General features: G+C 73.0%; 21 protein-coding genes and 1 pseudogene. 17 read left to right on the plus strand and 5 right to left on the minus strand.

Annotated elements, in window-relative coordinates:
• The first annotated feature begins 48 nt into the window (after positions 1 to 48).
• Complete coding sequence (locus ABFY07_RS21710) at positions 49 to 327, plus strand: hypothetical protein (RefSeq protein ID WP_346176100.1); 279 nt, start codon at positions 49 to 51, stop codon at positions 325 to 327.
• Positions 328 to 355: 28 nt separating this feature from the next.
• Here ABFY07_RS21710 and ABFY07_RS21715 read toward each other — a convergent pair whose 3' ends face one another.
• Positions 356 to 1,033: a GntR family transcriptional regulator gene (locus ABFY07_RS21715; protein WP_346176101.1), complete on the minus strand. Its 678-nt coding sequence runs from the start codon at positions 1,031 to 1,033 to the stop codon at positions 356 to 358.
• Positions 1,034 to 1,150: 117 nt separating this feature from the next.
• On the opposite strand from ABFY07_RS21715, the gene ABFY07_RS21720 reads away from it, so the two are divergent.
• Positions 1,151 to 2,542: an L-lactate MFS transporter gene (locus tag ABFY07_RS21720; protein ID WP_346176102.1), complete on the plus strand. Its 1,392-nt coding sequence runs from the start codon at positions 1,151 to 1,153 to the stop codon at positions 2,540 to 2,542.
• Positions 2,539 to 2,649, plus strand: coding sequence for an MFS transporter small subunit (locus ABFY07_RS43185; protein ID WP_428836981.1), 111 nt, complete (start codon positions 2,539 to 2,541; stop codon positions 2,647 to 2,649). Before ABFY07_RS21720 ends, ABFY07_RS43185 begins: the two co-directional genes overlap by 4 nt.
• A gap of 244 nt (positions 2,650 to 2,893) precedes the next feature.
• On the opposite strand, the gene ABFY07_RS21725 is transcribed toward ABFY07_RS43185, so the two are convergent.
• A complete protein-coding gene (locus ABFY07_RS21725) occupies positions 2,894 to 3,310 on the minus strand; it encodes a hypothetical protein (RefSeq protein WP_346176103.1) in 417 nt (138 codons plus the stop codon).
• Positions 3,311 to 3,674: 364 nt separating this feature from the next.
• Here ABFY07_RS21725 and ABFY07_RS21730 point away from each other — a divergent pair.
• The 8 genes and pseudogenes from ABFY07_RS21730 to ABFY07_RS21765 all read left to right on the plus strand — a co-directional run.
• Positions 3,675 to 4,313 (plus strand): annotated as a pseudogene (locus tag ABFY07_RS21730) (4Fe-4S dicluster domain-containing protein); the annotation flags it as partial.
• Positions 4,314 to 4,329: 16 nt separating this feature from the next.
• Positions 4,330 to 5,184, plus strand: a complete 855-nt coding sequence (fdhD, locus tag ABFY07_RS21735; RefSeq protein ID WP_346176104.1) for a formate dehydrogenase accessory sulfurtransferase FdhD — start codon at positions 4,330 to 4,332, stop codon at positions 5,182 to 5,184.
• 187 nt (positions 5,185 to 5,371) lie between these two features.
• Entirely contained in the window at positions 5,372 to 5,956 is a 585-nt protein-coding gene (locus ABFY07_RS21740; protein ID WP_346176105.1) for a TetR/AcrR family transcriptional regulator, read from the plus strand.
• Between the two features lie 131 nt (positions 5,957 to 6,087).
• A complete protein-coding gene (locus tag ABFY07_RS21745) occupies positions 6,088 to 7,422 on the plus strand; it encodes an MFS transporter (RefSeq protein ID WP_346176106.1) in 1,335 nt (444 codons plus the stop codon).
• A gap of 55 nt (positions 7,423 to 7,477) precedes the next feature.
• On the plus strand, positions 7,478 to 8,236 hold the full coding sequence (locus ABFY07_RS21750) for an SDR family NAD(P)-dependent oxidoreductase (RefSeq protein ID WP_346176107.1): 759 nt from the start codon (positions 7,478 to 7,480) through the stop codon (positions 8,234 to 8,236).
• A gap of 154 nt (positions 8,237 to 8,390) precedes the next feature.
• Positions 8,391 to 9,668: a serine hydrolase domain-containing protein gene (locus ABFY07_RS21755; protein WP_346176108.1), complete on the plus strand. Its 1,278-nt coding sequence runs from the start codon at positions 8,391 to 8,393 to the stop codon at positions 9,666 to 9,668.
• A complete protein-coding gene (locus ABFY07_RS21760) occupies positions 9,665 to 10,900 on the plus strand; it encodes a serine hydrolase domain-containing protein (RefSeq protein ID WP_346176109.1) in 1,236 nt (411 codons plus the stop codon). The genes ABFY07_RS21755 and ABFY07_RS21760 overlap by 4 nt, the downstream gene beginning before the upstream one ends.
• A gap of 46 nt (positions 10,901 to 10,946) precedes the next feature.
• Positions 10,947 to 11,309: a MerR family transcriptional regulator gene (locus ABFY07_RS21765; protein ID WP_346176110.1), complete on the plus strand. Its 363-nt coding sequence runs from the start codon at positions 10,947 to 10,949 to the stop codon at positions 11,307 to 11,309.
• Here the strand turns inward: ABFY07_RS21765 and ABFY07_RS21770 are convergent.
• Complete coding sequence (locus tag ABFY07_RS21770; protein ID WP_346176198.1) at positions 11,281 to 11,673, minus strand: winged helix-turn-helix transcriptional regulator; 393 nt, start codon at positions 11,671 to 11,673, stop codon at positions 11,281 to 11,283. The genes ABFY07_RS21765 and ABFY07_RS21770 overlap by 29 nt on opposite strands.
• A gap of 212 nt (positions 11,674 to 11,885) precedes the next feature.
• Here ABFY07_RS21770 and ABFY07_RS21775 point away from each other — a divergent pair, with 212 nt between their 5' ends.
• The gene (locus ABFY07_RS21775; RefSeq protein ID WP_346176111.1) at positions 11,886 to 12,527 is read left to right on the plus strand and encodes an NAD(P)-dependent oxidoreductase; all 642 of its coding nucleotides are present in this window, start codon (positions 11,886 to 11,888) and stop codon (positions 12,525 to 12,527) included.
• Positions 12,528 to 12,732: 205 nt separating this feature from the next.
• On the plus strand, positions 12,733 to 14,727 hold the full coding sequence (locus tag ABFY07_RS21780; protein WP_346176112.1) for an exo-alpha-sialidase: 1,995 nt from the start codon (positions 12,733 to 12,735) through the stop codon (positions 14,725 to 14,727).
• An 84-nt stretch (positions 14,728 to 14,811) separates the two neighbouring features.
• On the opposite strand, the gene ABFY07_RS21785 is transcribed toward ABFY07_RS21780, so the two are convergent.
• Together ABFY07_RS21785 and ABFY07_RS21790 are read right to left on the minus strand one after the other, a co-directional pair.
• A complete protein-coding gene (locus ABFY07_RS21785; protein ID WP_346176113.1) occupies positions 14,812 to 14,946 on the minus strand; it encodes a hypothetical protein in 135 nt (44 codons plus the stop codon).
• 125 nt (positions 14,947 to 15,071) lie between these two features.
• Complete coding sequence (locus ABFY07_RS21790) at positions 15,072 to 16,133, minus strand: bile acid:sodium symporter family protein (protein WP_346176114.1); 1,062 nt, start codon at positions 16,131 to 16,133, stop codon at positions 15,072 to 15,074.
• A 183-nt stretch (positions 16,134 to 16,316) separates the two neighbouring features.
• Here ABFY07_RS21790 and ABFY07_RS21795 point away from each other — a divergent pair, with 183 nt between their 5' ends.
• The 4 genes from ABFY07_RS21795 to ABFY07_RS21810 all read left to right on the plus strand — a co-directional run bounded on the left by ABFY07_RS21795 (position 16,317) and on the right by ABFY07_RS21810 (position 21,133).
• Entirely contained in the window at positions 16,317 to 17,174 is an 858-nt protein-coding gene (locus tag ABFY07_RS21795) for a LysR substrate-binding domain-containing protein (protein ID WP_065965875.1), read from the plus strand.
• A 355-nt stretch (positions 17,175 to 17,529) separates the two neighbouring features.
• Positions 17,530 to 19,356 (plus strand): AMP-dependent synthetase/ligase, encoded by a 1,827-nt coding sequence (locus ABFY07_RS21800; protein WP_346176199.1) that lies wholly within the window; start codon positions 17,530 to 17,532, stop codon positions 19,354 to 19,356.
• Positions 19,357 to 19,376: 20 nt separating this feature from the next.
• Positions 19,377 to 20,090 (plus strand): hypothetical protein, encoded by a 714-nt coding sequence (locus ABFY07_RS21805; protein WP_346176115.1) that lies wholly within the window; start codon positions 19,377 to 19,379, stop codon positions 20,088 to 20,090.
• 23 nt (positions 20,091 to 20,113) lie between these two features.
• Complete coding sequence (locus ABFY07_RS21810) at positions 20,114 to 21,133, plus strand: effector-associated domain EAD1-containing protein (RefSeq protein WP_346176116.1); 1,020 nt, start codon at positions 20,114 to 20,116, stop codon at positions 21,131 to 21,133.
• Positions 21,134 to 21,258 lie beyond the last annotated feature (125 nt).

The following is a 21,258-nucleotide window of genomic DNA, read 5'->3' on the forward strand; positions in this document are numbered from 1 at the left end:
GTTTCCCGGCGGGGCGACGGACCCGCGTCCTCGTTAGGATCGCGGAGCATGGAACTGACAGTGGTAGCCCTGCTCATCATGGTCATCGCGACGATGTGGTCGGCCATCGAGCGCAAGGTGGACAAGCTCAACCGCAGGGCCGCGCAGTTGAACCGCAAGGTCGACCTGATACTCGAACACCTGGGCATCGAGGAGCCCCAGCCGGATCTGGCGCGGGTGCGGGCCCTCATCGTGGAGGGGAAGAAGATCCACGCCGTCAAGGCCTACCGGGAGATCGCGGGCGCGGACCTCAAGGAGGCCAAGGAGGCGGTCGACCGCATGGGGTGACACGCCTCCGCGGCGACCCGTCAGCCCGTCAGTCGCGCTCGCGCTCGTGATACGTGCGGCGGGTGTGTTCGGTGTGGGTGCGCATGACGGCCGTGGCGCGCTGTTCGTCGTGGTCGGAGATGGCCGCGATCAGCTCGCGGTGTTCGATCCAGGACTGCTTGCCGCGCTGCCGGGCCACCGGGGTGTAGTACCAGCGCACCCGGCGGTCCACCTGGGCGGCCAGCTCGGCCAGGACCGCGTTTCCCGCCAGCTCCATCACCTTGGCGTGGAACTCCGCGTTGGCCGCGACCGCGCCGTCCACGTCGTCGGCGAGCACCGCGCGCTCGCCCCGGGCGCACAGCTCCTCCAGGGCCGCGACCCCGGACGGGCCCGCGCTCGCGGCGGCCAGCCGGGCGGCCTCGGCCTCCAGGAGGGTGCGGACCGTGAGGAGCTGGTCGGCCTCCTCCTCGGTGGGCTCGTGGACGAACGCGCCCTGGGCGGGGCGCAGGTCCACCCACCCCTCGGTGTTGAGCCGCTGGAGCGCCTCGCGCACCGGCTGGCGGGAGACGCCGAGCTGGGCGGCGAGCTCGCTCTCGACGAGGTGCTGACCGGGGCGCAGGGCGCGCGTGGTGATCAGCTCGAGCAGGGCCTCGTAGACGCGCTCGCGGAGCGGCCCCGGCCGCTCCAGCCTGGGCACGGCACCCTGCGGCAGTCCTCTCACCGTCATCGGGCCCCCTAGGGACGGACTCTCCGGATTGGCTATTGTCTACAGTTTACTCATACTGTCCACACATAGCGGCCTGACATCTGGTCAGGCCGTGGCCGAATCCATAGAGTCGCGGCCATGCCCTCCACTCCCCGCCCCGGCCTCCTCGACCGCTCCCGCTCGCTCGCGCCGCCGGGCTGGAGCCGCTGGCTGGTCCCGCCCGCCGCGCTGTCCGTCCATCTCGCCATCGGCCAGGCGTACGCCTGGAGCGTGTTCAAGCCACCGCTGGAGTCCTCGCTCGGCCTGTCGGGGACGGCGAGCGCGCTCCCCTTCCAGCTGGGCATCGTGATGCTGGGCCTCTCGGCCGCCTTCGGGGGGACGCTGGTCGAGCGCAACGGCCCGCGCTGGGCGATGTTCGTGTCGCTGGTCTGCTTCTCCTCCGGCTTCCTCATCGCCGCGCTGGGCGCCGCCACCAGCCAGTACTGGCTGGTGGTCCTCGGCTACGGGTTCGTCGGCGGCATCGGCCTCGGCATCGGGTACATCTCCCCGGTCTCCACGCTGATGAAGTGGTTCCCCGACCGGCCGGGCATGGCCACCGGCATCGCCATCATGGGCTTCGGCGGCGGCGCGCTCATCGCCTCCCCCTGGTCGACCCGGCTGCTGGAGGCGTTCGGCACCGACAGCTCCGGCATCGCGTCCACCTTCCTGGTGCACGGGCTCACCTACGCGGCCTTCATGACGCTCGGCGTGCTGCTGGTGCGGGTGCCGCCGGACGGCTGGCGGCCGGACGGCTGGGAGCCGCCGAGCGCGTCCGGCCGCCTCGTCAGCACCGCCGACGTCTCCGCCCGCAACGCGGTCCGCACCCCCCAGTTCTGGTGCCTGTGGGTCGTGCTGTGCATGAACGTCACGGCCGGCATCGGCATCCTCGAGAAGGCCCAGCCGATGATCACGGACTACTTCAGGGACACCTCGGCCTCCGTCACCACCTCCGCCGCCGCGGGCTTCGTGGCGCTGCTCTCGGCGGCGAACATGACGGGGCGGCTGCTGTGGTCGTCGACCTCCGACCTGCTCGGCCGCAAGAACATGTACCGGATCTACCTGGGCGTGGGCGCGCTGATGTATCTGGCGATCGCGCGGCTCGGCGACTCCTCCAAGCCGCTGTTCGTGGTCTGCGCGCTGGTGATCCTCTCCTTCTACGGCGGCGGGTTCGCGACCGTACCGGCGTATCTGAAGGACCTGTTCGGCACCTACCAGGTGGGCGCGATCCACGGGCGGCTGCTGACGGCCTGGTCGCTGGCCGGCGTCCTCGGCCCGTTCATCGTCAACAAGGTCGCCGACCACCAGAAGGAGGCCGGACACACCGGCCCCGGCCTCTACTCGCTCTCCATGTCCATCATGATCGGCCTGCTCGTCGTCGGCTTCCTGGCCAACGAGCTGATCCGGCCGGTCCATCCGCGCTTCCACGAGCCCGCCGGAGAGCCGGCCGTGACCGAAGAAGCCGCCCCCGCCGAGAAGGGAACCGCCCGATGAGGAACCGCACGGCGCTGACCATGGCCGTCTGGGCCTGGGTGGTCCTCCAGTTCGGCTACGGGGTCTACGAGCTCGTCCGCAAGGCCACCCAGCTCTTCACCGGCTGAGCCCGAATGGGCCGGGGCACCCGGCCCATTCAACGCTACGGGCGGACCCGTAGGCAGAGGCCCGGCCGCCCGGTCAGAGCGGGCCGGGGCCTCTTCGTCTCGTCGCCGGGCATGGGGAAATGCCCGGGGGCTCGGTCCGGAGAGGAAGTCTCGCGGGTTCATGAGCCGGTTTCGGCCTTGAGTGGCAGCGTCACGGGTGGAGGTGATCGCACTCCGGAACCAGCTCGCTGTCCGGAGGTCTGCGTCAGGTCCGCGTCGCGCGCAGCGCCGCGTACTGGAGGGCCGCGAAGCCGCCGACCGTGACGGCCTGCACCGGGATCCACACCGCGCCCGCCGTCGTCGGCGCCAGCCAGGTGGCGAGCGCGATCAGGCTGACCACGGCCCAGGCCACGTTCGACTCGATGACGGCACGGACCGGCAGCACCGGCGGCCTCTGGCGCGTGGCGAGGATTCCGACGCCCGCGCCGAAGAGCGTGAGGAAGGCGCCGAGTCCCAGCAGCAGCCCCTGGCCCATGCCGAGGAGGCGGCCGAGCGGCCCGGAGGCGACGAGGTAGGCGAGCCCGTTGCCGGTGGTGACGACGGCGTCGAGGGCGAGGAAGCGGCGCAGCATGGTCTGCGGCTCGGAGGTGCGGGCCAGGGCGGCGAGCTGAACAGCGGACATGACGGATCGGCCTCCGTGTGCGTCGGGGTCCCGTGGGGTGGTCTGCCAGGGTCTCGGGCCGGAGTGCGCCGGCCCGTGGCCTGGTGGAAACCACTCTGCCCGGCGGATTTCGGACGGTCGATTACGTCAGGGGTAATGCGCGTACGGTGCGGCTGCGCTGCAAGGGCGCTGTGGAGCCCTTCCCTGACAACTCTGGCAGGCATACTGTATTCAATATCCTGTCGACATGCCCGCGTTGCCGACGATGTACGAGCCGTCATGCCGCCTTAAGGAGCCCGCCGTGGCCCGTCACCGCGACCGACAGCCCAGGCGCTACCCCCGTCTCACCCACCCGCTCGTGCGAAACCCCGCGAGCGGCGAACTGCGCCGCGTGGAGCCGGGGATGGAGGTGCGTACGGACACCGAGCGGGCCCGGCACAGCCGAAAGGTCGTCCTGGAGCTGCTGGCCTCCTCGGTCGACATGTCGACGACGCCGCGCGCCGCGGAGTGGATCGAGGAGTACGGGGCCGAGCCGGGCCGCTTCGGGCCGGACGCCGCCCGGGTGGACGAGGAGCCGAAGATCGACAACGACCTCTATGTCCGCGACTACGACAAGTGCGTATTGTGCTACAAGTGTGTGGACGCGTGTGGCGAGCAGTGGCAGAACACCTTCGCCATCGCGGTCGCGGGCCGGGGCTTCGACGCCCGGATCTCCACCGAGCACGACGCCCCGCTGACCGACTCGGCCTGTGTCTACTGCGGCAACTGCATCGAGGTGTGTCCGACCGGCGCGCTCGGCTTCCGGTCGGAGTTCGACATGCGGGCGGCCGGGACCTGGGACGAGTCGGCGCAGACGCGGACCACGACCGTGTGCGCCTACTGCGGTGTGGGCTGCAACCTCACGCTCCATGTGCAGGACAATGAGATCGTGAAGGTCACCTCACCCCACGACAACCCGGTGACCCACGGCAATCTCTGCATCAAGGGGCGCTTCGGCTACCAGCACGTGCAGGACAGGGACTGACGGGACTGATATCGATATGGGACGGGTCACCGAGCGCCGCCGCGTCATCCGGATCCGGGACGGCGCGATCAGCGCGCGTGCGGACACCCTCGTCGCCGAGGAGCCCCTCGAGATCCGGCTGAACGGCAAGCCGCTGGCGATCACCATGCGGACGCCGGGCGACGACTTCGCGCTGGCCGCCGGTTTCCTGGTGAGCGAGGGGGTCCTGGGGCGGGCGGACGAGCTGGCGAACATCGTCTACTGCGCGGGGGCGACCGAGGACGGCGTCAACACGTACAACGTGGTGGACGTGAAGCCGGCGCCCGGCGTCCCGATCCCCGACATCACCCTGGAGCGCAACGTCTACACGACCTCCTCGTGCGGGCTGTGCGGCAAGGCCAGCCTGGACGCGGTGCGCACCACGGCCCGCTGGCCGGTGGGCGACGACGAGAACAACCCGGTGCGGATCGACCCGGAGACGCTCGCGGCCCTCCCCGACCGGCTGCGCTCGGCGCAGCGCGTCTTCGACCGGACCGGGGGGCTGCACGCGGCGGCGCTGTTCACGCCGGACGGCCGGCTGCTGGACGTGCGGGAGGACGTGGGCCGGCACAACGCGGTGGACAAGCTGATCGGGCGGGCGCTGCAGCAGGGGCTGCTGCCGCTGTCCGGGGCGGTGCTGCTGGTCTCCGGCCGGGCCTCCTTCGAGCTCGCGCAGAAGGCGGTCATGGCGGGGATCCCGGTCCTCGCGGCCGTCTCGGCGCCCTCGTCGCTGGCCGTCGACCTGGCCGCCGAGACCGGGCTGACGCTGGTCGGCTTTCTGCGGGGCGCCTCGATGAACGTGTACGCGGGCGAGCACCGGCTTGCCCTGCGGACGGTGGCCGGCGGCACCTGACACCGGTCCGCGTACCGGTCCGCACACCGGTACGCCCGCCCGCTGCACGGGATGACGGACCGGCCGGTGAGGAGCGCCCCCTGCGCCGGCCGGTCCTTCCCCCGGCGCCTCGTGACACGCATCGCTCGCCAGACCCATGACGAACCTATATTGACCGATCGTTCTGGTTGACCGTAGAGTCTTCGCCATGGCCAGAACCAAGGAATTCGACCCCGACGCCGCACTGCAGTCGGCCCTTGAGCTGTTCTGGCGGCGCGGCTACGAGGCCACCTCGATGGCCGACCTCGTCGAACACCTCGGTATCGGCCGCGCCAGCATCTACGCGACCTTCGGCAACAAGCGCGAGCTGTATCTGAAGGCCCTGGACCGGTACGCCGAGACGCGCGACCCGGCGGTGCTGGGCGAGCTGTCCCAGCCGGGCCCGGCGCTGCCGGCGGTGCGGGCGGTGGTGCGCCGGTTCGCCGCCGAGGCCGCCTCCCCCGAGGAGCGGCGGCACGGCTGCTTCGTCACCAACAGCGCGGCGGAGCTGGCCCCGCACGACCCGGCGGTGGCCCGGCGGGTCGAGATCAGCTGGGAGCACGTCGAGACCCCGTTGTACGCGGCGCTGGTCCGCGCCCAGGCCCAGGGCGAGCTGGCCGAGGACCGCGACCCGCGCGCGCTGGCCCGCATGCTCTTCGTGCTGCTGCAGGGCCTGCGGGTGGTCGGCAAGGCGTCGCAGGACCCGGCCAGGGTGAAGGAAGCGGCCGAGCAGGCGCTGGCCCTGCTGGACTGAGCCGCAACCGGGCCGCAAACCGGGCCTCGGCTGAGCCGTACTCGCCGCTTCGGAGTCTTACGGGACTCCCTTGTTCACACCCACATAATGAACCGTTCGGTCAATAATCAGGTCACGACATCGGGGGGATCATGACCGCCACCACCCGGCAGCGCGGCGCCTTCGTCCTGCTGGGCGGCGTCCAGGCCACGCTGATCTTCACGCTCGCCGCCATCTCCGTACCGCTCCCCCGCATCGGGCGCGAATTCGGCCTTCAGCGCTCGGACGTGATCCTGCTGAGCGCCGCCTACGGGCTGACCTTCGCCGGACTGCTGCTGTTCGGCGGGCGCCTGGCCGACCGCTACGGCGGGCGGCCGACCCTCACCGCCGGGCTCGCGCTCTTCGCCGCCGCCTCGGCCGCCGCCCCGCTCGCCCCCGGCATCGAGGCCCTGCTCGCGGCGCGCTTCGCACAGGGCGCGGGGGCGGCGCTCAGCGCGCCCGCCGCCATGGCCGTGCTGCGCGCCCTCTTCCCCTCCCCCGCCGCGTTCGGCAGGGCGATGGCGACCTGGGGCGGCCTCTCGGTGCTCGGCGCGACCGCGGGCAATCTGCTCTCCGGCGTCATCTCGACGCTGCTGTCGTGGCGCTGGAACTTCGCCGTGCCGCTCCTGGTGGCCGGCGCGGCTCTCGCCCTCGCGCCGCGGCTGCTGCCGGACACCGCGCCCAGCGGGGGCAGGGCGCTCGACCTCCCGGGCGCCGCGCTGGCCACTTCAGGGATCACGCTGGCCAGCTACGGGCTCGTGGTCACCGACGGCCGCCCCTGGTCATCGGCCGACGTGCTGGTGCCGCTGCTCTCCGGGGCGGCACTGCTCGCCGCCTTCTGGTGCGCCGAGCGCCGGGTCCGCGACCCGCTGCTGCCGCCCCGCTTCCTGCTCGACCGGCGGCGGGCCCTGGCGCTCGCGGCGATCGCGCTGACCGCCTGCGGGACCGCGATGACCTTCGTGATCCTCTCGCTCCACCTCCAGCAGGAGCGCGGCTGGTCGGCGCTGCGCACCTCGGCCGCCTTCGCGCCGTTCGCCGCCGCACTGCTCGTCTCCGGGCGGGCGGCGGGACCGCTCGTCGCCCGGTACGGCGCGCGGGCCGTCACCGCCGCCGGGCTCGGCACCGCCGGGGCGGGACTCGTGCTCCTCGCCCTCGGCGGGCTCGACACGGACACGTCGTACGCCTCCGGGTTGCTGCCCGGGCTGGTGCTGCTGCCGGCCGGCACGGCGGCCTCCTTCGCGGGCGCCGCCGTGCTCGCCACCGACGGCGTGCCGCGGGAGCAGTCCGGGCTCGCGGGCGGCGTGATGAACACGGCGATGGAGTTCGGCCCGACCGTCCTGTTCGCCGTCGTGCTCACCCTCGGCGGCGACGCCTCGTCCCTGGCCGTGACGGGGACCTCGCTGGCCGCGCTGGCCGCGCTCACCGCGCTGAGCCGATGCCCTTCCTGAACCACCTCCCTTTTTCCCAACCTGTTCCGCTTCACTATCACTCAAGGAGTCACCCATGAACCGCTTCCCCGGCAAGACCGCGCTCGTGACCGGCGCGGGCTCCGGCCTCGGCCGCGCGATCGCGCTCGCCTTCGCCGCCGAGGGCGCGTCCGTGGTCGTCGCCGGGCGCACCGCGGCCACGCTGGAGGAGACAGTCGAGCTCATCGAGGCCGCGGGCGGGACGGCCGCGGCCGTGGCGGCCGACGTGACCGACTCCGGGGAGGTCCGCGTGCTCGTCCAGGAGGCCGTCACCCGCTTCGGCGGGCTGGACATCGCGGTGAACAACGCCGGGATACTGCGCGGCACCGGGCCCGTGGCCGAGGTGAGCGAGGAGGACTGGGAGGCCGTGCAGCGGACCAATGTGACCGGGGTCTGGCTAGCCATGAAGCACGAGATCGCGCACATGAAGGAGCACGGCGGCGGCGCCATCGTCAACATCTCCTCCAACCTGGGCGCGCACCGCCGGGCCCCGGGCCTCGCCGCGTACATCGCCTCGAAGGCGGCGGTGTCCGCGCTCACCCGCGCCGCCGCCCTCGACCACGTCCACCAGGGCGTCCGCATCAACGCGGTGAGCCCCGGGGCCGCGGCCACCTCGATGTCGCTGCGGCCGGGCGAGACGGAGGCGGAGCGGGCCGAGCGGATGAAGCGGGAGACCCCGCTGGGCCGGGTCGCCGAGGTGGACGAGGTCGCCGCGGCGGTGCTCTACCTGGCCTCGCCCGCGGCCGGCGCGGTGGTCGGCGCGGACCTGGTCATCGACAGCGGGGCCTCGGCCTGAGGGCCCTTCGCGCGGATCGCGGGAGGGGCGGGGCGGGAGGGGTAGGGCTGGCCATACCCGCGGAGTAGGGCTGGCGCGACCTTGGAACTAGGGCTGGCGTGATGGTCCCGGCACCACCGGCTCCGCGATGGTGGTGGGCATGAAAGAGCCCACCATGACCTGTACGTCATCCTCCGCCCCGACATCGGGGAAAAAGCTCCGGTTAAGGAGTCGGGCCGTCGCGGCCGCGGCGCTCGCCGTGGCCGCGGTCGGTGGCGTCGCGGCGGTCCCGGCCGGAGCGGCCCCGGCCGCCGCGGCGCCCCACTCCTCGCCCGGCGCCTCGCTCAGCCAGGACGAGTTGCGGCGCGAGGTGGCCGACACCCTCCGCGAGGCCGGGTACATCGGCATGACCGTGGAGGTGCGCGACGGCCGCCGCCGGATCCACGCCCGCGCGGGCGAGGCCGAGTTGGACACCGGCCGCCCGGTGCCGTACGGCGCGAACTTCCGGGCCGCCAGCACCACCAAGGCGTTCGTGGCCACGGTCGTGCTGCAGCTGGTCGCCGAGGGGCGGCTGTCGCTGGACGACACCGTGGAGAAGTGGCTGCCGGGCGTGGTGTCGGGCCATGGCAACGACGGCAGCCGCATCACGATCCGAAATCTGCTCCAGCACACCAGCGGCATCTACAACTACGGCCTGGAGGAGGACCTGGGGGGCACGGCCGAGGACTTCGAGCGGACGAAGCTCTACCACGTCGACCCGGAGCAGAGCATCGCCGGAGCGATGCGGCACAGCCCCGACTTCCCGCCCGCCGACCCGGACGACCCGGAACCGAAATGGAACTACTCGAACCCCAACTACATGCTCGCCGGAATGATCATCAAGAAGGTCACCGGGCGGCCGTGGGCCGAGGAGGTGCGCGACCGCATCATCCGGCCGCTGGGGCTGAAGGACACCTATGAGCCCGGGGACGACCCCTATCTGAAGCAGCCGTACGCCCACGCCTACCACCGCTTCACCGGCTCCGACCGGTGGACCGACACCACCGTTCGGAACATCTCCTGGGCCGATGCCGCCGGGTCGCTGGTGACCAGCCAGCGGGACCTGGACCGGTTCTTCGCGGCCCTGTTCGGCGGTCGCCTCCTGCCCGCCGCGCAGCTGGCCGAGATGCGCCGGACGGTCCCCGTGGGCGCCGACTTCGAGATGGCGTTCCCCGGGCTGCGGTACGGGCTCGGGCTGATGCAGCAGCCGCTGAGCTGCGGCGGGGACCGCTGGGGTCACGGCGGCGACCTCGAAGGCGGCACGGTGAGAACGGCGTTCAGCGCGGACGGGCGGCGCTCGGTGGTGATCAGTGCCAGCGGGACCACGTCGGACGACGAGCGGCTGCTCAAGGCCGAGAAGGCCATGCAGGCGCTTCTGGACCGTGTGATGTGCGGGCAGGTGGTGCGCCGGTGAGCACCGTCGGGCGCCGCCTGGCCGCGTCCCTGGCCGCCCTGGCGGGTGTCGCCGCTCTGGTGGCGGCGGCGCCCGACGCGCCGGGCGGGAGTGGCGCCCCGGGCGGGAGCGGCGCCCCCGGCGCCCCCGGCGCCCCCGGCGGGAGCGGCGGGAGCGGCGCGGAGGTGTTGCGCCGCGACACGCGGGCGGTCCACCGGGCCGGGGCGGTGGGGGTGGCGGCCGTGGTGGACACCCCGTCCGGCACGGCCACGGCCGGCGCGGGGAAGGCCGATCTGCGCACCGGCGCGCCCATGCGGGCCGACGCCCACTACCGCGCGGGCAGCACGGTGAAGACCTTCGTGGCCACCGTCGCCCTGCAACTGGTCGGCGAGGGCCGGCTGGCGCTGGACGACACGGTGGACCGGTGGCTGCCGGGCCTGGTGTCGGGCCACGGCAACGACGGGCGCCACATCACCGTCCGGCAGCTGCTCCAGCACACCAGCGGGCTGCGGGGCTACACGAGCATCCCCGAACTCTTCCCGGCGGGATACTCCGCGCGCGGCTACTACGAGAACCGCTTCCGCCACTACACCGCCGGGGAGCTGGTGGCCGCCGCGGTGGGCCGTCCTCCGAACTCCGAGCCCGGGGCGGCGTACCGCTACTCCAACACCAACTACGTTGTCACAGGAATGATCATCGAGAGGGTCACCGGGCGCCCCTGGCGCACGGAGGTCCGCGACCGGATCGTCCGACCGCTGGGGCTGTCCGGCACGACCCTGCCGGGCGACCACCCGTATCTGCCCGCGCCGTACGCGCATGGGTACCACACCTACGCGGAGGACGGGCGCCGTGTCGACACCACGGTCTTCAACGCCACGGCGGCCGACGCGTCGGGCGACCTGGTCACCACCCCGCACGACGTCAACCGCTTCTTCAGCGCGCTCCTCACCGGCCGGCTGCTGCGCCCGGCGGAGCTGGCCGAGATGCGGCGGACCGTCCCGATGCCCGACCAGCCGGGGCGCGGTGCCGGTCTCGGCCTCGAGACGACCCCGCTGAGCTGCGGCGGCTTCTACTGGCACCACGGCGGCAACGCCCTGGGCTACTCCAGCGAGAACGGCGTCACCGACGACGGGCGACGGGCGGTGACCGTGTCGACCAACAGCTTCGACGAGTCGGACACGGCACGGCAGGAGCGGACGGACAAGGCGGTGAAGGCGCTCATAGACGACGTGCTGTGCCGGCGCGCCGGGTAAACTCTGACATCCGTTGGAGGCCTGTGGCGCGATGAGGGGACATGTCATGCGCATCGGTGAACTGACCCGGCGCACCGGGGTGAACGAGCGGCTGCTGCGCTACTACGAGCAGCAGGGTCTGCTCCAGCCGGAGCGGCTGCCCAGCGGCTACCGCGTCTACCGGGAGTCGGACGTGGCCGCGGTGAACCGCATCCGCTCGCTGCTGGCCGCCGGGCTGTCGACCGCCACGATCGCGCAGATCCTGCCGTGTCTGCGGGAGGAGGACGAGCGTCTGGTGCCCACCTGCCCCGACCTCATCGCCCAGCTGCGGGCGGAGCGGGCCCGGATGACCTCGGCCATCGAGGAGCTCGAGACCTCGCGTTCGCTGCTGGACTCGGTGATCATGGCCGGGCTGGCGACGACGGCCTAGCCGGCTCGGAGGGGCCGGGCGCGCGCCGCCGCTCGTACGCCTCGCGCGCGTCGAGCAGCCGGCCCAGGTGGCGCCGCCCCCATTCGCAGGCGGCGTCCATCGGGCCGAGCAGCGAGCGCCCGAGGTCGGTCAGCGCGTACTCGACGCGGGGCGGGTTCTCGGGGTAGGCGGTCCGCGTGATCAGGCCGTCGCGCTCCATCGCGCGCAGCGACTCGCTGAGCACCTTGGGGGTCACCCGGGCCAGCGGCACCCGCAGTTCGGAGAAGCGACGGGGGCCGCCCTCCAGACAGCGGATGATCAGCCAGGCCCACTTGGCCTCGAGCCGGATGGGCATGGCGCGGTTCGGGCACTCGGGGTCGAACATGTCGGCGGTCAGCGGCTGGGGCGACGGCCCGGGCAGGGGCTCGGTAAGCGAGTCGGTCACCGCTCCGACGGTAGCCGACGCGGGTGGCCCGCGCCGCCGGCAGCCGCCAGTAGCCGCCGACGGCCGCCGATATCGTTGAAGTAACCGGCACTTCCGCCGTTACGGTCCGGGCAGTCCAGCAGTCCAGCTACTGAACCGAAGGGAGTGCCGCCATGGCACGCATCGCTGTTTTCGGGGCCGGCGGAAGGGTCGGCCGGCATCTTGTCGCCGAGGCGGACGGCCGCGGTCACCAGGTCACCGCGGTCGTCCGCGACCCGGCCAAGTACCCCGGGCTCGCCGCCGGGAATGTCACGGTCATGGCGGGCGATGTCACCGACCCGGCGGGCGTGGCGGCGGCCGTCACCGGACATGACGCGGTGATCAGCTCGATCTACCGGGAGGACATCGACGCGAAGGAGCTGTACGGGGGCGCGGCCCGGGCGCTGCTCGCGGGGCTGGGCGAGACCGGGGTGGGGCGGCTGGTCGTCGTCGGGCTCGCCTCCACGCTGGAGACGGAGCCGGGCGTGCGGGTGCTGGACGCGCCCGACTTCCCCGAGGCGTTCCGCACCTTCAGCCTCGGACACGCGGCGGGCCTCGATGTGCTGCGCTCCGCGCCCGACGGGGTGGACTGGCTGGTCGTCAACCCGCCGATGTCCTTCGAGCCGGAGGGCACGCGCACCGGCCGCTACCGCCGCTACGGCGGTCAGCTGCCCCCGGGCGGCGGCCGGGTCTCCCACGCCGACTTCGCGATCGCCGTCCTCGACGAGATCGAGAAGCCCGAGACCCACCGCACCCAACTGGCCATAGCCGACTGACCCGGCCGGCTGGCAAGGCGGCCGACCCGGCGGGAGCGCACACGATCTGACGCACGCTCCTTGTGGGGCGCGGGGGCGAGACGGGACACTTCTCCGGCACCACTCGATCAGACGTTGGATGTCTTGATGTCGTGACGTCCAGATGCACGTCTCTCGTGATGTCCAGTCGCATGTCCAGATGCCGCTGAAGGGCAGGTCGGTGACGATGACCTCAGATCTTCGCGCTCCACGCAAGCGGTCCAGACCATGGCGGCGCCGGGCGGCGGTGTTCCTCGCCGCCGCCGCGCTGGCCCTGATTCCGGTTCCGGTCCGGGCCGCGGAGGCGGAATCCTCCGCTTCCGCGGCCCGTACCGACTTCGAGCAGCAAGTTCTCTTCAAGTCTTCCCAGGACAGCGGGTACTCGTGCTTCCGGATCCCCGCCGTCGTCAAGTCGAAGGACGGCACGCTGCTGGCCTTCGCCGAGGGGCGGGTGAACAACTGCGGCGACGCCGGTGACATCGATCTCGTCCTGAAGCGCTCCACGGATGGCGGCCGCACCTGGGGCCCGCTGCAGGTGATCAACGAGGGCGCCGGGGACACCCACGGCAATCCCGCCCCCGTCGTGGACCTGCGCACCGGCCGCATCCTGCTGGCCAGCACGTACAACACCGGGCGCGACGACTCCCAGGGCTGCGATGTGCCCTGCGACCGGACCCCGCACCTCCAGTACAGCGACGACGACGGCGTCACCTGGTCCACCCCGCGCGATCTGAGCGACTCGCTGCTGCCCGCCTCGTGGAACTCCTGGTACGCCACCGGGCCCGTGCACGGCATCCAGCTCACCCACGGCCGGCACCGGGGGCGGCTGCTCTTCACCATCAACACCGAGAGCCACGACGGCACCCGGATCACCGCCAACCACGCTGCGCTGGCCTACAGCGACGACGGCGGCGACACCTGGCGCGTCGGCGCGGTGGACAGCTGGCCGGTCGCGGCGGACGGCACATTCCGCCAGAAGCCCTCCGAGATGACGCTGGTGGAGCGCGAGGACGGCTCGGTCTACGTCAACGGGCGCGAGCAGGACGGCACGGACCTCGGCCATCGCGACTTCGCCGTCAGCCGCGACGGCGGCGAGAGCTTCACCGGGCCGTTCCGCACCATCCCCGACCTGTACACGCCCCAGGTGCAGGGCTCGATCCTGCGGCTGCGGAGCGAGGGCCGGGACGGCTACGGCCGGCTGCTGCTCGCCGCGCCCGCCGACCCCGACCGCCGGCGCACCATGACCATCCGGTCCTCGTGGAACGAGGGGCGCGACTGGGACAGCGCCGACCGCGGCAAGGTGGTGACCACCGACTGGTCCGGCTACTCCGACATGGTCCGCGTCTCGCCCGACGAGGTGGGGCTGATGTACGAGGGTGGTGCGGTGGACGCCCGGGACGAGATCCGTTTCGCGCGGTTCACCGAGGACTGGCTCGGGCCGCGCCGCGGCCCCGACCCGACCACCGCCGACCGGGCGCCCGGCGCCCGCCCGGCCACCGTCCTCGGCGGCCCGGCCGGGACCGAGGGGCGGTTCGGGCGGGGGCTCTCGTTCGACGGCACGGACGACGCCGTCCATGTACCCTTCCGGCCCACGCTGCCGCTCGGCACCCGTGACTTCACGGTGAGCCTGTGGTTCCGCTACACCGCCGCCACGGGCCAGCAGCCGTTCCTGTGGATGGGCGGCATCGGCAACAAACAGCCGCAGGTGTGGCTGCGCGGCGAGCCCTCGAGCGGCCGGGTGCGGGCGCTGATCACCACGGTGAACGGCACCGCCACCTTCGCCAGCGCCTCGGTGAGCACCGGCTCGGCGTACAACGACGGGCAGTGGCACCACGCCGCGCTCATCCGCGCCGGGGGCCGGCTGAGCCTGGCCATCGACGGGGGCACGCCCGTCTCCGCCGCCGACGTGCCCGGGCCGGTCACCCGCACCTCGCCGTTCGGCATCCATGTGGGCGAGGCCGTCGACAGCCGCTCGCACCTGACGGGTGCTCTGGACGAGGTCCGGGTGTGGGGGCGCGCGCTGTCGGACACCGAGCTGCGGCAGGTCCGGGAGTTCAACGCCACCCCGGACGGACGCGGCGACCCGGACGGCCACGGCGACCGGGTCGAGCGGGGCGGCAAGGACTACGCCGCGCTGGTCCGGCTCCCCCTGGACCGCGTCCGCCCGGCGGACGACCGCTGAGGTTCTCGGTTCGGGGTGACGGCGACCAGTGCGGCCACCGTCATGACGTCCATGACGTCCATGACGTCCACGACGTCCACGGCGTCACCCCGAACCCGACCCCGGCGACGGCGGGGTCAGGCGGGCGGTGGGGGTGCCGGCCTGCGCGGGGAGCGCGAGGGCGGCCGTCGAGGCGACCGCGGTGAGGCCCGCGAGGGCGATGCTGCGGATGCGCGTCACGGGATCCGCCTTCCTGTTCGGGGGAACGGGCATGGGTCGGCCCATTGTTCGCCGCCGTTTCCGGGAGGGGGCCCGAGAAGGAGCGGTCCCGGGGAAGGAGGGGTCCCGTGGAAGGAACGGTCCGGTCAGACGCCGGCCGGCGCCCTCGTCTCGCGCGCCGCCGCCGTCGCGCGGCCCGGCCCGGGGGCGTCCTGCCCCGGAACCGCCTGCTCCGGCGCCGTCCTGGCGAAGCGCCGGGCCAGCACCGCGCACACCATCAGCTGCATCTGGTGGAAGAGCATGAGCGGCAGCACAGCCAGGCTCGCCTGCGCGCCGAACAACACGCTCGCCATGGGCAGTCCGGCCGCGAGGCTCTTCTTCGACCCGGCGAAGACGATCGCGATCCGGTCCTCGCGGCCGAAGCCCAGCCGCCGCGATCCGTACGAGGTGAGCAGGAGCATCACCGCGAGCAGCACCGCCTCGACGGCCAGCAGCGCGCCGAGCCGGACCGGGGTCACCTGGTGCCAGATGCCCCGGACTATGCCCTCGCTGAAGGCGGCGTAGACGACCAGGAGGATGGAGCCGCGGTCGGCGTAGCCGAGAACTGTGCGGTGGCGGGCGACGAAGCCGCCGACCCAGGGGCGCAGCAGCTGCCCGGCGAGGAAGGGCACCAGCAGCTGCAGGGCGATCTTCACCATCGCGTCCGCCGAGAACCCGCCGCCTCCGCTGCCCAGCAGCAGGGCGGCCAGCAGCGGGGTGAGGACGATGCCGACCAGGCTGGAGAAGGAGCCCGCGCAGATGGCGGCCGGGACATTGCCGCGGGCGATCGAGGTGAAGGCGATCGAGGACTGGACGGTGGAGGGCACCAGGCACAGGAAGAGCAGGCCGGTGTACAGCGGGTGCGTCAGCACGTACGGCACCAGGCCGCGGGCGGCCGCGCCGAGCGCCGGGAAGACCACGAAGGTGCAGGCCAACACGGTCAGGTGGAGCCGCCAGTGGCGTATCCCGTCCAACGCCTCGCGGGTGGAGAGACGCGCGCCGTACAGGAAGAAGAGGAAGGCGACCGCGACGGTGGTGGCCCCGTCGGCTACGGTCGCGGCGCGGCCGCTCGCGGGGAGCAGCGCGGCGAGGCCGACGGTGCCGATCAGCGCGAGGATGAACCAGTCGAGGGGGAGCCAGGACGGGAGGGTGATCTTACGGCGGCGCATGTGCTCTCTTTCTCGGCGTCCTGTTCTCGGCATGTCCTCGACAACGGCCGGGCGCGGCACGGCACCCAGCGGCGACACGGACGGTGCCCTCTCCAGCTTGCGCTTGATCACCGCTATCGGGAATCCCACTGACCGCTCTGACTGTCATCGCCTTCCGTGATGACCGCCGCCTACACTGGCGGTGTGTACGACCCGTCCCAGCTGCGCACCTTCCTCATGGTCGCCCAGACGCTGAGCTTCACCCAGGCCGGCCACCGCCTCGGCCTGCGCCAGTCCACCGTGAGCCAGCAGGTGCGCAGGCTCGAGGCCGCGGTCGGCCGGCCGCTGTTCGCGCGGGACACCCACGGGGTGGAGCTGACCGAGGACGGCGAGGCGATGCTGGGCTTCGCGCGGACGATCCTGGAGGCGAACGAGCGGGCGGCGAGCTGGTTCCGGGGCACCCGGCTGCGCGGGCGGCTGCGCTTCGGCGCCTCGGAGGACTTCGTCCTGAGCCGGCTGCCCGAGATCCTGGAGGGCTTCCGCCGGGACCACCCCGAGGTGGACCTGGAGCTGACCGTCGAGCTGTCGGGCACGCTGCACGAGCGGCTGGCGGCGGGGAAGCTGGACCTGGTGCTGGCCAAGCGCTCCGAGGACCGGCCGGGGGGCCGGCTGGTGTGGCGGGACAAGCTGGTGTGGATCGGCGCGGAGCGGCTGCGGCTCGACCCCGACCGCCCGCTGCCGCTGATCGTCTTCCCGCCGCCGGGCCTGACCCGGGCCAGGGCGCTGGAGGTGCTGGAGCGGCACGGCAGGCCCTGGCGGATCGTGTGCACGAGCGGCAGCCTCAACGGGCTGGTCGCCGCGGCGCGTGCGGGCCTGGGGGTCATGGCGCACACGCGCGGTCTGATCCCGCCCGGCCTGGCGCCGGTCCCGGACCGGGCCGGGCTGCCCGATCTGGGGCCGGTGGAGTTCGTCCTGCTGCACGGGAGGCGGCAGCGGGACTCGGCGGCCCGGGCCGCGGCCGACCGGCTGGCCGCCGCGATCCTGGCGGGCCCCGTGCCCTGAGCCGTACCCTGCGGGCCTCGTGCCCTGAGCCGTACCCTGCGGGCCTCGTGCCCTGAGCCGTACCCTGCGGGCCCCGTGCCCTGAGCCGTACCCTGCGGGCCCCGTGCCCTGAGCCGTACCCTGCGGGCCCCGTGCCCTGAGCCGTACCCTGCCCCAAGCCCCGCGCCATGCCTCGCGCCATGCCCCCGCGCGCCCACGCCGTGCCCCCACCCGCTCCCCGGGCTCGGCCCCGAGCTGTGCCCCGATGGGAGAGATTCGGTGGAGAAAGTCGTCACACATGAGTCGCACATCGGGCTCATAGGACCAGATCAGATACGGTCACGGCGCCGTGCGGAGCGCTTCGAGGAGCATGTCATTGCGCGAGTTCACCGTCCCCCCGCTGACGAGCCCGCCGCGGGCCGGAGGACTGGCGGATCCCGTCTTCGAGCACGCGGACGCGGATCCGGACCGGGCGGCCCTGGGGCGCAGGACGGCGGAGGGTCAGTGGCGGGACGTGTCCGCGGGCGAGTTCCGTGACGAGGTGCTGGCGCTGGCCAAGGGGCTGCTGGCGCAGGGTGTGCGGTTCGGCGACCGGGTCGCCGTGATGTCCCGCACCCGCTACGAGTGGACCCTGTTCGACTTCGCGCTGTGGTCCATCGGGGCGCAGAGCGTGCCGATGTACCCCACCTCCTCCGCCGAGCAGGTCTTCTGGATGCTGCACGACGCGGGGGTCTCCGCCTGTGTCGTGGAGCACGAGGACCACGCCATGACGATCGGCTCGGTGGTCGGGCGGCTGCCGCGGCTGACCCGGCTGTGGCAGCTGGACGCGGGCGCGGTGGACGAGCTGACCGCGGCGGGGGCGGCGGTGGACGACGCGGTGGTGCACCGCCACCGCAAGGCGCTGCAGCCCGAGAACCCGGCGACCATCGTCTACACCTCGGGCACCACCGGCCGCCCCAAGGGCTGTGTCATCACCCACGCCAATCTGATGGCCGAGTGCGACACCGTGGTCGCCCGCTACGAGGAGGTCTTCCACTCCAAGCGGGGCGACGAGGCATCGACGCTGCTGTTCCTGCCGCTCGCGCACGTCTTCGGCCGGATGGTGGAGGTCGCCGCGATCCGGGGCCGGGTGAAACTCGCCCACCAGCCGAGCCTCACCGCGGCCGCGCTGCTGCCCGATCTGCAGTCGTTCCAGCCGACGTTCATCCTGGCCGTGCCGTACATCTTCGAGAAGGTGTTCGCGGCGGCGCGGAGGAAGGCCGAGGCGGAGGGCCGGACCGGCCCCTTCGAGAAGGCCGTGGACATCGCGGTGCGGTACGCGGAGGCGCAGGAGGCCAGGGCCTTCGGGCTGGGCCCTGGGCCGAGCGCCTCGCTGCGGGTGCAGCACCAGTTCTTCGACAAGATGGTCTACAGCAAGGTGCGGGCGGCGATGGGTGGCCGGGTCCGGCACGCCTTCTCGGGCGGCTCGGCGATGGAGCGGCGGCTCGGGCTGTTCTTCGCGGGCGCCGGGGTCACGATCTTCGAGGGGTACGGGCTGACCGAGTCCACCGCGGCGGCCGTCGCCAATCCGCCCGACCGGACCCGCTTCGGCACGGTGGGCGTCCCGCTGCCGGGCACCACGGTGCGCATCGCGGACGACGGCGAGGTGCTGCTGGCCGGCGACCAGGTCTTCGCGGGCTACCTGGACGACCCGGAGGCGACCGGCGCCGTGCTGCGGGACGGCCGACTGGCCACCGGCGACCTGGGCACGCTGGACGACGACGGCTATCTGACCATCACCGGGCGGAAGAAGGAGATCCTGGTGACCTCCAGCGGCAAGAGCGTCTCGCCGGTGGTCCTGGAGGAGCGGGTCAGGGAGCATCCGCTGGTCGCGCAGTGCATCGTGGTCGGCAATGACCGGCCGTACGTGGCGGCGCTGGTGACGCTGGACGCGGAGGCGGTCTCGCACTGGCTGGCGATGCGCGGCAAGCCGGAGCTGGCGGCGCGGGAGCTGGTGCGCGAGCCGGATCTGGAAATGGAGATACGGCGGGCGGTGATCGCCGCCAACACGCAGGTTTCCCAGGCGGAGTCGATTCGTACGTTCCGGATACTTGCCGCTCAGTTCTCGGAGGAGCATGGTCTCCTGACGCCTTCCCTGAAATTGAAGCGGAAGGCGATCGAGCAGGCGTACGCCGTCGAAATCGAGGCGCTCTACCAATCCTGAGCCGCAAAGGGGGCACGGAAATGATCGACATCATTCTCCCCGAACTTCCCGAGCGCGAGCTGGCACTGGTATCCGAGGAATTCTCCCGGCCTTCGGGCCATGTCCCGCCGCGGTCCGCCGCGGCGCCCGCGCTGACCGGGCGGGTCGCGCTGGGCGGGCCGCTGGCCGTGCCGGTCACGGCGGAACTCGTCGGGCGGGTCCCGGAGCTGAAAGCGTATGTGGAATCGGAAGCCAACAAGGCCGACCGGGCAGACAGCGCTGCCTACCATTTGGTGCACTTTTCGGTCAACTGCACAGAAGAAACGGGCAATCCTCAACTGCAAACGGTCAATCTCGATCTCACTCTTTCGGCCGACGCGGCCGGAAACCGCCGGGCCGCCTTCCAGCCGGTGGCCTGGTCCATGACGCCGCTCCAGCTCAGCGGGGAACTCCCGGACACCGGCCCGGCCCACCTCGGCCCCCGGCTGGGGTTCGTGGGGCGGCACCGGCCCGCGCCCGGCACGCGGATCTGCCTGGAGGCGCGGCGCGAGCTGAGGTCCGACCCGGGCTGGGAGATCCGCCGCACCCCCACGGCGCGCATCCGCGGCACCTACCGGCTGGCCATGGTGGTGCGGGCGCCGCGCGCCACGGTCAGCCGGGCCGCGGTCGAGGTGGGCGCGACGGTACGCGAAGGGCATGTGCTGCGGCGGTTCCGGGCGGAGCTGCCCGAACCGCTGCTGCTGGCCGCGGTGTGACGGCGATCCGGGAACGGTGAACAGTGGGCGCGGACGGGGAGTTGACGGCCGAGGAGATCCGGGAGCTGGCGCGGGTCTTCCCGCCCGGCCCCAGCGCCGAGGCCCTGCTGCACAGGGCGGGTGTCCCGGCCCCGCACCGGCCCCCCGGCCCGCCCGGTCCGTCCGGCCCGCCCTGTCCACCCTGTCCACCCTGTCCACCCGGTCCGCCCGGTCCCCCCGGTCCGCCCGGTCCCCCCGGTCCGCCCGGTCCGCCCGGTCCCTCCGGCCTGCCCGGTCCCTCCGGCCTGCCCGGTACCGCCGCCCACGCGTACTGGTCCGCGGTGGCCGACGCGGTCGCCGCGGGCCGGGTGGCCGACGGCCGGCTGCGCCTGCTGGCCGCGGCCTGCCGCACCTACCCGCACAACGAGGTGTTCCGCGCGGCCGTCCGCGAGCCGGGCCGGGGCGCCGTCCGGCGGGTGCTGGTGAGCGGCGCCCACCCGGCCGGCCCGGCGCGGCTGCGGGCGCAGCGGGAGTTACGCGCCGTCCAGCGCGCCGCGCGCGGCGCGCTGACGGTGGACTGGTGTCCGGCCCGGGCGGTCACCGACGTCCGCGGGCTCCTGACGCTGCGCCCCGATGTGCTGCACCTGGTGTGCCACGGCCACGACGACGGCCACAGCGGCGACGACGGTGGCAACGGCGACGGCGGCGACGGCGAACTGGTGTTCAAGGACACCCGCCGCGGGGCCCACCCGGTGTCCGCCGCCCACCTCGCCGCGCGCCTGGGCGCCTACCGGCGGCTGGCCGGAGCGCGGCTGCGCGGGCTGGTGCTCTCCTCCCGCCACGGCGAGCGGGCCGCCCGCCTCTTCACCGACGCCGCCGCGGTGGTCGTCGCCCACGGCGGTCCGCTCGACGACGCCTCGGCGGTGGCCTTCGCGGCCGAGCTGTACGGCCTGCTGGACACCGCCCCCGCGCTTGACGAGGCCGCGCACCTCGCCGCCGAACGGACCGCGACCGCCAGAAACCGCCCTGACCTGCGGAGGAACCTGGTGGTGCTGCGCGGCTGAGCCGGGCGGCACCCGGGCGGTGGCTCGCGCGGGGTGTGACCCGGGGGTCCACTGGGCACTGAGGGACAGTGGGTCCGGGCGGAAATGCGACCCCGCTACCGACCGTTCACCCTGAAGACGTACGC

Origin of the sequence: Streptomyces sparsogenes subsp. cuspidosporus (assembly GCF_039532705.1) — a bacterium.
In the GTDB taxonomy this organism is placed as follows: Bacteria; Actinomycetota; Actinomycetes; order Streptomycetales; family Streptomycetaceae; genus Streptomyces; species Streptomyces sparsogenes.

Bases quoted from the DNA above. Each gene is read 5' to 3' on its own strand.
- ABFY07_RS21715 (WP_346176101.1), bottom strand. From the start codon at position 1,033: ATGACGGTGAGAGGACTGCCGCAGGGTGCCGTGCCCAGGCTGGAGCGG.
- ABFY07_RS21740 (WP_346176105.1), top strand. From the start codon at position 5,372: ATGGCCAGAACCAAGGAATTCGACCCCGACGCCGCACTGCAGTCGGCC.
- ABFY07_RS21755 (WP_346176108.1), top strand. From the start codon at position 8,391: ATGACCTGTACGTCATCCTCCGCCCCGACATCGGGGAAAAAGCTCCGG.
- fdhD (WP_346176104.1), top strand. From the start codon at position 4,330: ATGGGACGGGTCACCGAGCGCCGCCGCGTCATCCGGATCCGGGACGGC.
- ABFY07_RS21780 (WP_346176112.1), top strand. From the start codon at position 12,733: ATGACCTCAGATCTTCGCGCTCCACGCAAGCGGTCCAGACCATGGCGG.
- ABFY07_RS21750 (WP_346176107.1), top strand. From the start codon at position 7,478: ATGAACCGCTTCCCCGGCAAGACCGCGCTCGTGACCGGCGCGGGCTCC.
- ABFY07_RS21720 (WP_346176102.1), top strand. From the start codon at position 1,151: ATGCCCTCCACTCCCCGCCCCGGCCTCCTCGACCGCTCCCGCTCGCTC.
- ABFY07_RS21775 (WP_346176111.1), top strand. From the start codon at position 11,886: ATGGCACGCATCGCTGTTTTCGGGGCCGGCGGAAGGGTCGGCCGGCAT.
- ABFY07_RS21790 (WP_346176114.1), bottom strand. From the start codon at position 16,133: ATGCGCCGCCGTAAGATCACCCTCCCGTCCTGGCTCCCCCTCGACTGG.
- ABFY07_RS21765 (WP_346176110.1), top strand. From the start codon at position 10,947: ATGCGCATCGGTGAACTGACCCGGCGCACCGGGGTGAACGAGCGGCTG.
- ABFY07_RS21745 (WP_346176106.1), top strand. From the start codon at position 6,088: ATGACCGCCACCACCCGGCAGCGCGGCGCCTTCGTCCTGCTGGGCGGC.
- ABFY07_RS21805 (WP_346176115.1), top strand. From the start codon at position 19,377: ATGATCGACATCATTCTCCCCGAACTTCCCGAGCGCGAGCTGGCACTG.
- ABFY07_RS21770 (WP_346176198.1), bottom strand. From the start codon at position 11,673: ATGTTCGACCCCGAGTGCCCGAACCGCGCCATGCCCATCCGGCTCGAG.
- ABFY07_RS43185 (WP_428836981.1), top strand. From the start codon at position 2,539: ATGAGGAACCGCACGGCGCTGACCATGGCCGTCTGGGCCTGGGTGGTC.
- ABFY07_RS21710 (WP_346176100.1), top strand. From the start codon at position 49: ATGGAACTGACAGTGGTAGCCCTGCTCATCATGGTCATCGCGACGATG.
- ABFY07_RS21725 (WP_346176103.1), bottom strand. From the start codon at position 3,310: ATGTCCGCTGTTCAGCTCGCCGCCCTGGCCCGCACCTCCGAGCCGCAG.